The organism is Saccharospirillum sp. MSK14-1 (assembly GCF_003054965.1).
Taxonomy (GTDB): Bacteria; Pseudomonadota; Gammaproteobacteria; order Pseudomonadales; family Natronospirillaceae; genus Saccharospirillum.
Genome location: NZ_MIES01000026.1, coordinates 731,609 through 744,834 on the forward strand (window position 1 = coordinate 731,609; position 13,226 = coordinate 744,834).

Sequence of the window (13,226 nt, forward strand, 5' to 3'; positions counted from 1 at the left end):
TATCCGCAGGAGGGTCGTGCCATGAGTTCACAACCGGATGGTTACACTGCTTTTAGCACCGTGGACGAGGCACCGGGCGTGCTCGTGTTGCACGCCTGGTGGGGTTTGAATAAAGACGTTCGTGATTATTGTGACGCCCTGGCGCAGGCCGGGTTTAACGCCTTCGCGCCCGATTTTTATCAGGGCCAGGTGGTGACCACGGTCGAAGCCGCTGAAGCGGCCGGCGATGCATTGGATCATCAGCAAGCGACACAGCGCCTGGTCACAGCCGCTGATTGGCTGGCCGGGAAGACCGGTGAGCGTCACAGCGGTGTTGCCGCTGTGGGTTTTTCCCTGGGTGCCTTTCTGGCCCTGGGGGTGTCGATCAACCACGCCGATTTGCTGCATTCGGTGATCAGTTATTACGCCGCCCGGCCGGACGATTATGGCTCGGCGCGGGCTCGCTATCTGGCGCATATGGCGCAATCCGATGCCTTCGCCACCGAGGCTGAAATCGATGCCTGGCAGGATGTCTTGGCTGCCGCAGGCCGGTCATTGGCACTGCATCGTTATCCACAGACCGGCCATTGGTTCGCCGAACCATCACGCCCGGATGCCTATCAACCGGCGGCGGCAGAACTGGCCTGGCAACGCACCCTGAGCTTTTTGCGCAGTGGGCAAGCGGACTGATGTGGCGGCGATTGCGAACCGTCGTGGCGCTGTGCGCCAGCCTGTGGAGCATTGCCCTGGTGGCGGCTGAGCCCTTGCGGGTGCTTACCGAACATTCACCGCCGGGCGAATATCTGGACGACAACGGCCGGGTGACTGGCGCTACCGCCGAGATGGTGCGCGCACTGATGCAGCGGCAGGGGCTCGACGGCGATATCTCCTTGTTGCCCTGGGCCCGCGCCTATGCGCTGGCGCTGGAGGGGCCGAACATCATGCTGTTCGAAACCACCCGTACTGCCGAACGCGAAGCGCTGTTCAAATGGGTCGGGCCGGTTAAGCGGGTGGTGCACGGTTTATACGCCCTGGCAGATTCTGAACTGGAACTGATCAGCCTCGATCAGGCGCGTAACGTCACGGGTATTTGCGCCTATCTGGGCGGTTCCGGTGGCGATCAGTTGGAAGCTTTGGGGTTCACCAATCTGGAGCGGCCGGCGCAGCCGGAGCAGTGTCTGCGCATGTTGCGCCATGGCCGGGTGGCGTTGTGGTTATCCAGCGATATCGGCCATCGGCCGTATCTGCTCGATGCCGGCCTGGATGAAACGGCGTTGCGCCGCGTCTACAGCCTGGAGCATCGTTATTTGTATCTGGCGTTTTCGCGCGATGTGTCCGATGCCACCATCGCCGACTGGCAGGCCACCCTCGATGCGATGAAAACCGATGGCACGCTGGCGGGTTATTACCGCGGCCATTACCCGGCTTCGATGATCGAAGCGCTGAGCCATCCCGGCCAACCCGATTTTCCCTGGCTGCAATCGCCGTCGCCTTAAGAATCGCCGGCTTCGACGCGGTTACGGCCAGCTTCTTTGGCGCGATACAGCGCCTGATCGGCGCGGCGGAAGATCTGGGTTAAGGGCTGATCGGCCTGACCACTGGCCCAGCCGATGCTCAGCGTCAGTTGCACCTGGGGCGCTTCTTCAAGCCGTATCTGGCTGACCGCCTCGCGCACCGCTTCCAGCAGGGGCGGCAGTTGCTCGTCATCGAGGCTGTAACAGATTAAAGCGAACTCTTCCCCGCCGAGCCTGGCTACCAGTCGTTGATCGTGATCCTTGCTCAGCAACTGGGTTTCCAGACAACGCGCCACCGCCTGCAAAAACAGATCGCCGATGGGATGGCCATAGGTGTCGTTGACCCGTTTGAAATGATCCAGATCGAAGATGGCGGTGTGTAGCCGGGCCTGCGTCAGGCGGGCCAGGCGATGGTGCAGTTCGCCGAAATCGTCCAGCTGGCGACGATTGGGCAGACCGGTCAGCGGGTCGGTCAACGCCATCTGGCGCAGCCGGCGATTGCTCTCAGCCAACTGTTGAGTCCGTTCTTCCACTTCCTGCGCCAATCGGTCGGCCTGGGCGGTTTTCAGCTCCAGCGATTCCTGCTCCAGCCGTTGACGCCGCAAAATCGATTGGCGCAATTGAAAGCCGAGCAGCACGAAAAACCCCAGGCAGGTCATGCCCAGACCGGCCAGACAGAGCGTGATCAGCGCGTCGGTGTAGGCAATCCAGTCGAGCCAGGCGAGCAACAGCAGCAGCGCCGAGAGCAGCATCGGCGACCAGATCAGTGCGAATAACCGCGCCCGGCGCGAACCGCCGCGCACTTCCAGAAACAGCATGGTCAGAATCAGAGCCAGAATGACGAACAACCAGTAGATGGCGAACTGAATCAGCCAGGTGCGCTGACCGATCAGCGCCAGCACCAGACCGCCGGCCACCAGCACCGCCAGCAGAGTTTTGATGATGCCCGACAGGCGTGGCCGGTGATGACGCCCACTGAGCATAGTCGGCGCCATCCAGCCAAAACTGAGCGCCAGCAGATAGGTGCTCAGCGGCCCGGCAATGCGATTGACGACCAGAGCGTCGGGCCACAAATACTGAAAGCCGTAGCCAAACACCTGCAGGAAAAACAACATCGCCGCTATGTTGAACAGACCGAACGCCAGATAGGCTGGCAGCTGGGTAGCGACGTAGGTGACCAGACACAAACTCGCCAAGACAATAACGGTGGCGAAAAACAGGCCGTTGCGGATGGTGCGTTTTTCCGCCCAGGCTAGATAGGCGTCCGGGCGCCACAGCGAAATCGGCAAACGAATCTGCCGGCTTTCGATCCAACCGCTTAGGGTTTTGATCTCGCCGGCCTGCAGCACCAGCGGAAACAGATAGCTGGTGTGGGCGATGGGACGCGAGTCGAACGGTTGGTGATCACCGGTGTGCCAGTGCTGGTTGCCACCGATATTGAGACTGATGGTATCGAGCGTCGATTCATCGATATGCAGCCACAGCGTGGTCGCCTGGTCGGTGCTGTTGTGCAGCTGGGCGCGAAAATGCAGCCGCACATCCTGGCCGGTAAAACGCGCCGCTTCCAGGTGCTGATGCGCCAGCCAGTCATCCGCCTGCGGCAGCAGACCGGGCGGCTGCACCGCGACTTCCAGATGACCGTCCAACCACAGCCGATCCTCACCCTGCCACGACAGTGGCGGGGCGTGCTCATGCGCCTGTGACTGATCGATCAACAAGATCAGACACAGCGCAGCACCATAGATCAGGCGGTGTTTGGCAAAGCAATCAAGCGGTCGCACTGGGATCACCCGGGTTGCGCTCTCAGCGGCGCACCCGATAGCAGGGTACGTATTCGCTGCCCGGCAGCTTCATGCGTTGCTGGCGGACAAAGGCTTCGAGCAAATCATCCAAAGGTTCCAAAATGTCGGCATCTCCGTGCAAATCATAAGGCCCCTGTTCTTCAATCAGGCGAATACCCTGTTCTTTGACGTTACCGGCGACGATGCCACTGAAGGCGCGGCGCAAATTGGCGGCCAACAGATGCACCGGTATGTCTTTGCGCAAATCCAGCTTGGTCATGTTGGCGTGCGTCGGCTCGAACGGACGTTGATATTCCAGGTCGATGTGCAGTTGCCAGTTGAAATGGTAAGCGTCGGTGTGCGAGCGACGGAACGCCTGTACCTGGGCAATGCCCTGAGCCATTTCCCGCGCCGCCAGTGCCGGGTCGCCAATGATGATTTTGTAGCGTTGCTGGGCGGGTTCACCGAGCGTGCGACCGATAAAATCGTGCAGTTGCTGGAAATACGGTTCAGCCGATTTCGGGCCGCTGAGCACCAGAGGAAAGGGCAGGTCGGCGTTTTGCGGGTGCAGCAAAATACCCAGCAGATACAGCAATTCTTCGGCCGTACCCGCACCGCCGGGAAAGATCACTATGCCGTGACCCACGCGCACGAAAGCTTCGAGACGCTTTTCGATGTCCGGCAGAATCACCAGTTCATTGACGATGGGGTTGGGCGCTTCGGCGGCGATGATGCCGGGCTCGGTCAGACCCAGATAACGAGCGTGGCGAATGCGCTGTTTGGCGTGCGCAATGGTGGCGCCTTTCATCGGGCCTTTCATCGCGCCTGGGCCGCAACCGGTGCAGATGTCCATGCCGCGCAAGCCCAGTTCATGGCCGAGGTCTTTGGTGTATTCGTATTCTTCGTGGCCGATGGAGTGACCGCCCCAACACACCACCATGCGCGGTTCTTGCGCGGGCACCAGAACGCGGGCGTTGCGCAGCAAATGGAAGACATAGTCGGTGACGCCTTCGCCGCTGTCGTGATTGAGCCGTTTGCTTTCGATTTCACTCTGGGTGTAGACGATGTCGCGCAGCGCCGAGAACAGCATTTCGCGCGTTGAGGCGATCATTTCGCCATCAACAAAGGCATCGGCCGGTGCGTTGTTCAGGTTCAGGCGAATGCCTCGGTCCTGCTGCACGATGTCGATGGAAAAATCCGGATAGGTTTCCAGAATGGTTTTGGCGTTGTCGCTGTCTGAGCCGGTATTCAAGATGGCCAGCGCACAGCGACGGAACAATTCGTAGTGGCCGAATTCGACCGATTTAAGCTTGTGGACTTCGCGTTGCGACAGCACTTCCAGGCTGCCTTTTGGGGTTACAGAGGCGTTCAGTGTGGCACGTTGCATTCAGTCTTCCTGTGAGCGTACTGCATGGATGGCGAATGTTTGATCGCCCGGTCCTTTAGTCTAGCTCGTGAAGCAGCATCTCGCCGAATTTTGCGCCTTCTTGCAGTGCCTGATGCGCCAGAACTTTCATGGCGGTCGGGTCTTTAATGGTGATCTGGCTGGGGTCGGCGTGCTCATCAAACGCCAGCGCACGACTGAGCCAGAATCGGGTTGCCGCTTGCACGACCAGAGCCGGCATGGCCTCCAGTTCATCGCGTTGCAGCGGCCGTTGTTGGTGATACGCCTGTACAAAATCGAGGCTTTGTTGCCAGTCCAACTGGCCATCAATATTGAGGCACCAGTCGATCAGGCAGACGGCAATATCCAGCGCGTAATGATCGATGCCCGCGAAATACCAATCGATGATGCCTGCCAGATCGTCGCCGTCGAACAAAGCGTTGTCGTGAAACAGGTCAGCGTGAATCACGCCGCGAGGCAGGTTTCTCGGCAAGGTATCGATGCTTTGCAGTGCTTCAGTGAGCAGCGCCTGATCCGCACTGTCGAAGCCGGGTGCTAAGTGCACGGCTTGCTGATGAATCCAGGTGGCGCCATGGCTGTGTATGCGTTGGCCGTTAAATTTGGCGGTGCTGGTGTGGATATTGGCCAGCGCCCGAGCCAGGGTTTGGGCGTGTTTCGGGCTGGCCTGATGGTGCTGGCCAATGACTCGTTCAAACATCACCGCTGGCTTGTCTTTCAGTACAGTCAGCAGCTCGCCTTCGGCGGTGCGATAAGGTTGTGGTACGGCGCAATTGTCGTCGTGCAGGTGCTCGCCGAGTGACAGAAAAAACGGCAGTTCGTCTGCATGCAGCTTTTCAAAAATGGTCAGCACAAAGCGCGACAGGTTGGTATCGATAAAATAATTGGTGTTTTCCGTGCCCGCGGAAATGCCCTGATGATCGCTGTAGCGACCCAGGGTGTACTGATCGAGCAGGGTTTCGATATCGGAGCGTGTCAGCTCGGTAAAAACGGACATACCGTACCGTCGGCTGGAATGGGACCGCGAGTATAAACGGCCCGGGCCTGCGGGCCCAGACTTGAAAGCGTCATCGGGCTTATCGAGGGCGTCAGCGTCGGCCGTGCGTGTTAAGATGCCCGCCAGTTTAATCGAGGACTTTGCTGCTATGGCTGACAACAAGACCGGGCCGGTGGTGCTGGTGGATGGCTCTTCTTATTTATTCCGCGCCTTTCATGCGTTACCACCACTGACCAATTCTGAAGGTCGCCAAACCGGCGCGATCAAAGGCGTCATTTCCATGTTGCGGCGTCTGGTCGATCAGTATCCAGACAGCTGCATTGCCGTCGTCTTTGACGCCAAAGGCCCGACCTTTCGCAATGAGATGTACGAGCAGTACAAGGCCAACCGGCCGCCCATGCCGGATGAGCTGAGGGAGCAGATTGAACCCATTCATACCCTGGTGCGGGCGCTGGGGTTGCCATTGCTGTCGGTCAGTGGCGTCGAAGCCGACGATGTCATCGGCACGCTGGCGCGCGAAGCCACCGAAAAACGCCTGGAGTGCATCGTCAGCACCGGCGATAAAGACATGGCGCAGTTGGTCAGTGAGCACGTCACCCTGATCGACACCATGAAAAACGAAACGCTCGACATCCCCGGCGTGGAAAACAAATACGGTTTCCCGCCCAACCTGATGATCGATTATCTGGCGTTGATGGGCGATAAGGTCGATAACATTCCCGGCGTGCCCGGTGTCGGTCAGAAAACGGCGCTGGCGTTGATTCAAGGCCTGGGTGGTTTGGATGACATCTACGCCAATCTCGACAAGATCGCCGAACTCGATTTCCGGGGCGCTAAGACGATGGCGAAAAAGCTAGAAGAGCATCGTGAGATGGCGTACCTCAGTTACGATTTGGCCACCATCAAACTCGACGTTGAACTCGATGTCAGTCTCGACGCCTTGGCCCCGGCGGACCCCGATAATGAAGCGCTGTTGGCGCTCTATCGCCAGTTCGAATTCAAAACCTGGATTCGCGAACTGACCGGCGAGAGCGAAGACCCGGCGGCGGCCAAAGCGGCGCAAACATCCTCATCCGCGGGTGGCACGAAAAAAACCGATGCCCGGCCCAATCTGGAAGCCCCGAAAGAAACGCATTACAGCGTGCTGGCCAGCGCCGATGAACTGGAAACTTTTCTGAAACAGGCTGATGACAGCGGCAACCTGTCGGTGTTGGCGGTGCGTGAAATCGGCCACTATCACCAGTCCGATCTGGTCGGTCTGGCGCTGGCGGTAAAAGCCGGCGTCGGTGCCTATGTGCCGCTGAAAGCCGAGCAGGGCGACACGCTCAGCGAAAGCGAACTGTGGGACAAACTGGCGCCACGCCTGGGCCGTTTTTCAGTGCGCAAAACCGGCTACGATTTTAAATCGTTCTGGCATGTGCTGACGCCGCGCAAACTGAAAGCCAGTAACTTAGGTCGCGATACCCTCTTGATGGCCTTTGTTTACGACAGCACGGTGCGCCGCGACACGCGGCTGAGCAATCATTTCAGTTCGCTCAGTCTGGATAATTTATTTTTGCAATACCTCGGCGCTGAACCCAAAACCATCGAAGATTTTCTCGGTAAATTCGGTAAACGCCAGTTACCCATCGCCAGCGCCGATCCGGCCGAAATCGGCCCCTGGTTTGCCGAACGCGCCGACCTGACTTTGCGTCTTGGTGAATGGCTCGATCAGGGCTTGAGTGGCCGTGAACTGACCGGTGTGTATGAGCACATCGAACGACCGCTGTCGAAAGTGCTGGCGGCCGTGGAAGACAACGGTACGCTGCTCGATACCCATTACATCCGCAAACTCAGCCACGATTTTAAAGAACGTCTGGCCGAGCTGGAAAAGCAATGCCATGAACTGGCGGGCAGCGAATTTAACCTCGGTTCGCCCAAACAACTCGGCGAAGTGTTGTTCCAGAAAATGGCATTACCGGTGATCTCAAAAACCGCCAGCGGCGCGCCATCGACCAACGAAGAAGTGCTCACCGAATTGTCGCAGCAAGGTTACGAATTACCGACGCTGATTTTGCAGTACCGGCATCTGTCGAAACTGGTCGGTACCTACACCGATCCGTTGCCGGAATCGGTCGAAGATGGCACCGGCCGTTTGCATACCTCTTATAACCAGACCGGTGCGCAAACCGGTCGGTTGTCATCGACCGATCCGAACCTGCAGAACATTCCGGTACGTACCGAAGAAGGCCGGTCGATTCGTCGTGGTTTTGTCGCACCCAAAGGCTGCAAGGTGGTAGCCGCCGACTATTCGCAAATTGAATTGCGCATCATGACGCATCTGTCGCAGGACGAGAATTTAATCACCGCCTTCCGCGAAGGTCGTGACATTCACCGCGCCACCGCCGCCGAGGTGATGGGACTTGCTGAAGACGAAGTCAGCAACGAGCAGCGCCGTTCGGCGAAGGCGATCAACTTTGGGCTGATCTACGGCATGTCGGCCTTCGGTCTGGCCAAGCAATTAAACATCAGCCGCACCGATGCTCAGACCTATGTGAATACTTACTTCGAGCGTTATCCGGGCGTGCGCCGTTATATGGATGAAACCCGCGCCGAAGCCGCCGAGACCGGCTATGTGGAAACGCTTTATGGCCGTCGTTTGTATCTGCCGGACATCAACGCCGGCAAACAGATGCTGCGCCGCGCCGCCGAACGCACGGCAATCAACGCACCCATGCAAGGCACCGCCGCCGACATCATCAAACTGGCGATGGTCGATGTCGCCAACTGGCTGCATTCAGGCAAATACAAAGCCAGGATGGTGATGCAGGTGCACGATGAATTGATCTTCGAAGTGCCCGAAGATGAACTCGATGAAGTGTGCGAAGGCATTCGCTTCCGCATGCAGCATTGCGCCCATCTCGATGTACCACTGATCGTCGATGTCGGCATCGGCGATTCGTGGGAAGCGGCGCATTGATTGTTTGCTTTTGCCGCTGTCTTGATCCAGGACAACCGCTGCCAATCGGCGGCGGTCATAATACTAAGCCTAGAGCCAACCCTAGCGTTCAAGCGCGGTAAGGATCGTCATGGGTGCCACCTTAATTAACATTCTGATCGTCGCCTGGATTTCCGGTCTGGGCGCTTTCTTAGGCGCGTTAATTGCCGGCCTGGAACGCTTTCGTGAAACGCGGCTTAAGCGGGAAGTCATCCACGGCGTAATCGCTTTTGGTGGCGGCATTCTGTTGGCGTCGGTGGCTTTTGCACTCACGCCCGAAGGCATTAAAGATTTGAGTGCGTTGCATTTGGCGCTGGTCTTTGTCGCCGGTGGTTGTGTGTTTTGCGCCATGGATATCTGGCTGTCAAAACGGCGTGGTTCGATGGCGCAGTTGATGGCGTTATTGATGGATTACATTCCCGAAGCCATCAGCCTGGGTGCGGTGTTCGGTTATAACCCGAAGCTGGGTTTGCTGTTGGCGTTGATGATCGGTATTCAGAATATTCCTGAGGGGTTTAATGCCTATCGCGAGCTGCGTCAGAACCAGCGACGGTTGCGCATCAAGGCTATTCTGATCATCTTTTTCGGCATCAGTTTTTTGGGCCCGTTGTCGGCCAGCATCGGCTATTTTCTGTTACAGGAACGTTCGGTTATTACCGCCAGTATTATGATCTTTGCCGCCGGTGGCATTCTCTATCTGGTCTTTCAGGACATCGCGCCGCAAGCACGGATGCGTCGCCACTGGACGCCGCCCTTGGGTGCGGTACTGGGGTTTATGGTGGGAATGTTGTGTCATCAGGTGTTGATATAGGGTGCATCGACCCTGGGAGGCTTTGTTAGCAGGACGCCGCAAGTACATCCATGTAGGCTCGGCCGTCGCCATCCATGGCGACAGACGCCTGCCAACAAAGCCACCCAGGATCAATGCTGGCTGAGTGGTTGGGTTAAATTTTAAACCTTCCCGAACCCACCACCTCCCGGCGTTTCCACCTGCAACTGATCATCCACATCCAGTACCGCGCTGGCTTTGCCGGCCAGGGTTTCTTCGTTGCCATTGGCGCGAATCACGGTGTTGCGACCGAGTTCGCCAGGCGCGCCGCCGTCCATGCCGTAGGGCGGCACTTCACGGCGGTTGGAGAGGATGCTGACGTCCATTTTCTCCAGGAAACGAATGCGTCGGCTGACGCCGTTGCCGCCGTTGTGCTGGCCTTTGCCGCCGGAATCCGGACGAATGCGGAACTCTTCCAGCCGGACCGGGAAACGCCATTCCAGAATTTCCGGGTCGGTTAAGCGCGAGTTGGTCATGTGCGTATGCACCGCACTGACGCCGTCGGCCTTGGCTGTGGCACCGCTGCCACCGCACAGGGTTTCGTAGTACTGGAAGGCGTTGTTGCCCCAGGTCAGGTTGTTCATCGTACCCTGCGAAGCCGCGGCCACACCGAGCGCGCCGAACAACGCATCGACCGCCACCTGCGAGACCTCAACGTTGCCCGCGACGACCGCCGCCGGATAAACCGGATTCAGCATGCAGCCTTCCGGCACGATGATGTTCAGCGGTCGCAGGCAACCGCCGTTGAGCGGAATCTGATCGTTGACCAGGCAGCGGAATACGTACAAAACCGCTGCGTGCGTGACCGCCAAAGGTGCGTTGAAGTTGTGCGGATGCTGACCGCTGGTGCCGGTGAAATCGATGGTCGCTTCACGGTTGGCTTTGTCGACCGAAATCGATACGGCGATGGATGAACCGTCATCCAGCGGATACTCGAATTTGCCATCACTGAGCACGTCGATCACCCGGCGCACGCTTTCTTCGGCGTTGAACTGAACGTGGCGCATGTAAGCACTCACCACGGCCAGACCATACTGTTTCACCACGCCGTGCAGCGCTTGCATACCGGCTTCACAGGCGGCGAGCTGAGCGCGCAGGTCGGCGATGTTGACGTCGATGTTGCGCGCCGGATAACGCGCGCTGCTGAACAGATCGCGCACCAGCGCTTCCTGGAAAATTCCGCTGTCGACCACTTTAACGTTGTCGAGCAGCACGCCTTCCTGTTCGATGTGGCTGGAGTCAGATGGCATCGAGCCCGGGCTGGTGCCACCGACGTCAGCGTGGTGACCGCGCGAGGCCACATAAAACGCCACTTCGCCGTCCATAAACACCGGCTTGATGACGGTGATGTCGGGCAGGTGCGTGCCGCCGTTGTAGGGGTCGTTCAACATGTAGGCATCGCCATCGGTCATGCGACCGGCGTTCTTGGCGATCACCGCTTTGATGGAGTGACTCATCGACCCTAAATGCACGGGCATGTGCGGCGCATTGGCGACCAATTCGCCCTCGGCGTCGAAAATCGCGCAACTGAAATCCAGCCGTTCTTTGATGTTCACCGAGGTGGCGGTGTTTTGCAGCACCAAGCCCATCTGTTCGGCGATGTGCATATAGAGGTTGTTGAAAATCTCCAGCGTGATCGGGTCCGCCTCGGTGGTGTCGGGCGTGGTGTTGTGAGTCGTGGCAACCTGTTCGAGCAGGATGTCGTTGTTCTCGGTCAGCACGGCTTGCCAGCCGGGTTCGATCACCAGCGTCGCGGTTTTCTCAATGATCACCGCCGGGCCACTCAGTGCTTTGCCGACCTGCAATTGATCGCGCTGGTGGAACGGCGCCTGGTAACGCTCGCTGCCGGTGGTCAGGTCGTGACAGAGCGGCTCGGCTGAATCGGTGTTGCCCGCCGCAGCGCTGGCGGTGAGTTCGGTACCGCCACCGAGCGCTTCCACTTGCAGCGCTTCGATAATCAGCGGCGTTTGCGCCGAGATAAAACCAAAACGCTGACGATGTTCGGCTTCGAAAGCGGCCTGAATATCGGCGCGGCTGCCGAACGGCACCAGCAAGGTGGTGTCTGAACCTCGGTATTTCACATGCACCCGGCTGATGGTTTCGATGGCCTCGACCGGCACACGCTGATCGACCAGCTTGGCAATGCCGTTGTCGGCCAGCTCGATTTGCTGCTTATCCAGCCTGGCAACGCTGTCGTCGTCGAGCGGCAATTCGACGCTGACTTCACTGAGGTCGCGCACATCGGCCAACCCCATGCCATAAGCAGAGAGCACGCCGGAATAGGGATGCAAAAATACCTTCTTCATGCCCAGCGCTTCAGCCACCAGGCAAGCATGCTGACCACCGGCGCCACCGAAGCAGCACAGCACGTAGTCCTGAATGTCGTACCCGCGCTGGGTGGAAATGTGTTTGATGGCGTTGGCCATGTTATCGACGGCGATGGTCAGAAAACCTTCGGCGACTTGCTCGGGCGTGTAACGCTGCCCGGTCTGCTCTTCAATACTGGCTGCCATTTCGGTGAAGCCACGGCGTACCGCTTCCACATCCAGTGGCTGGTCGGCATTCGGTCCGAAGACTTTGGGGAAGTAATCCGGTTGCAGTTTGCCGAGCATGACGTTGCAGTCGGTTACCGTCAGCGGGCCGCCGTTGCGATAACAGGCCGGGCCGGGAAAGGCTCCGGCGGAATCGGGGCCAACGCGGAAACGGCTGCCGTCGAAATTGAGAACGGAACCACCACCGGCGGCGACGGTGTGAATCGACATCATCGGCGTTTGCAAACGGAAGCCCGCGACCTTGGTTTCGAAAGCGCGTTCGTATTCGCCCTGATAGTGGCAAACGTCGGTCGAGGTGCCGCCCATATCGAAACCGATCAGCTTATCAAAACCGGCCTGTTCGGCGGTTTTTACCATGCCGACTACGCCGCCGGCCGGGCCACTTAAGATGGCGTCTTTGCCGTTGAACAATTGCGCATCGGTGAGGCCGCCGTTGGATTGCATAAACATCAAACGGCCGGGTTCGTCGACGAAATCGTCGAGTTCGCTGGCTACCTGATTGACGTAGCTTTTTAAGATCGGCGACAGATAGGCATCAACCACGGCGGTATCGCCGCGGCTGACAATTTTCATCAGCGGGCTGGCTTCGCTCGAGGCGGTGACCTGCGTAAAACCGATTTCACGGGCGATGGCCGCTGCCTGTTGCTCGTGCGTGCCGTTGCGATACGAATGCATCAGTACAATGGCGCAGGCGCGCAGACCGTCATCAAACGCCGCTTGCAGAACCTGGCGAGTCTGATCCAGGTCGAGGCTTTCAAGCACCTGTCCCTGGGCGTCAAGACGCTCATTGAGTTCTTCGGCGCGGGCATAAATCATCTGCGGCAGCTCGATATTAATGGCGAACAAATCCGGCCGAGATTGATAGCCGATGCGCAATACATCGGAAAAACCGCGCGTGGTCAGCAGCAGCGTCGGCTCGCCTTTGTGTTCGAGCAAGGCGTTGGTGGCGACGGTGGTACCCATCTTGATGGCGTCGATTTGTTCGACCGGAATGCGCGCGTCTTTTGCCAACCCCATCAGGTGGCGAATGCCTTGAATAACAGCATCGCGGTACTGCGCCGGATTGTCGGATAAGAGTTTATGACTGATCAATTCACCGTCGGGTTTGCGCGCCACGATGTCGGTGAAGGTGCCGCCACGATCCACCCAGAAAGACCAGGAATTCGTTGCAGGGCTTGGCGTACTCATAGCGAAA

General features: G+C 58.5%; 8 protein-coding genes. 4 read left to right on the plus strand and 4 right to left on the minus strand.

From position 1 onward, the window contains the following. Window positions 1-21 precede the first annotated feature (21 nt). Window positions 22-669 carry a dienelactone hydrolase family protein gene (locus tag BGP77_RS07410; protein ID WP_108164069.1) on the plus strand — a complete coding sequence of 216 codons (648 nt, stop codon included), beginning with the start codon at window positions 22-24 and terminating at the stop codon, window positions 667-669. After that, complete coding sequence (locus BGP77_RS07415; protein WP_108164070.1) at window positions 669-1,475, plus strand: ABC transporter substrate-binding protein; 807 nt, start codon at window positions 669-671, stop codon at window positions 1,473-1,475. The genes BGP77_RS07410 and BGP77_RS07415 overlap by 1 nt, the downstream gene beginning before the upstream one ends. Here BGP77_RS07415 and BGP77_RS07420 read toward each other — a convergent pair. Genes BGP77_RS07420 through BGP77_RS07430 form a run of 3 tightly spaced genes read right to left on the minus strand, consistent with a single transcriptional unit; the run spans window position 1,472 to window position 5,673 of the window. Further along, window positions 1,472-3,274, minus strand: coding sequence for a diguanylate cyclase (locus tag BGP77_RS07420; protein ID WP_146171213.1), 1,803 nt, complete (start codon window positions 3,272-3,274; stop codon window positions 1,472-1,474). The genes BGP77_RS07415 and BGP77_RS07420 overlap by 4 nt on opposite strands. 22 nt (window positions 3,275-3,296) lie before the next feature. Beyond that, a complete protein-coding gene (ppnN, locus tag BGP77_RS07425; protein WP_108164072.1) occupies window positions 3,297-4,661 on the minus strand; it encodes a nucleotide 5'-monophosphate nucleosidase PpnN in 1,365 nt (454 codons plus the stop codon). Between the two features lie 55 nt (window positions 4,662-4,716). Beyond that, complete coding sequence (locus tag BGP77_RS07430) at window positions 4,717-5,673, minus strand: homoserine kinase (RefSeq protein ID WP_108164073.1); 957 nt, start codon at window positions 5,671-5,673, stop codon at window positions 4,717-4,719. Between the two features lie 148 nt (window positions 5,674-5,821). Between BGP77_RS07430 and polA the strand changes: the two genes are divergently transcribed. After that, window positions 5,822-8,632 (plus strand): DNA polymerase I, encoded by a 2,811-nt coding sequence (gene polA, locus BGP77_RS07435; protein WP_108164396.1) that lies wholly within the window; start codon window positions 5,822-5,824, stop codon window positions 8,630-8,632. Window positions 8,633-8,741: 109 nt separating this feature from the next. Then, window positions 8,742-9,461 (plus strand): ZIP family metal transporter, encoded by a 720-nt coding sequence (locus tag BGP77_RS07440; protein WP_108164074.1) that lies wholly within the window; start codon window positions 8,742-8,744, stop codon window positions 9,459-9,461. Between the two features lie 140 nt (window positions 9,462-9,601). On the opposite strand, the gene BGP77_RS07445 is transcribed toward BGP77_RS07440, so the two are convergent. Continuing rightward, complete coding sequence (locus BGP77_RS07445) at window positions 9,602-13,219, minus strand: hydantoinase B/oxoprolinase family protein (RefSeq protein ID WP_108164075.1); 3,618 nt, start codon at window positions 13,217-13,219, stop codon at window positions 9,602-9,604. Between the last annotated feature and the right edge of the window lie 7 nt (window positions 13,220-13,226).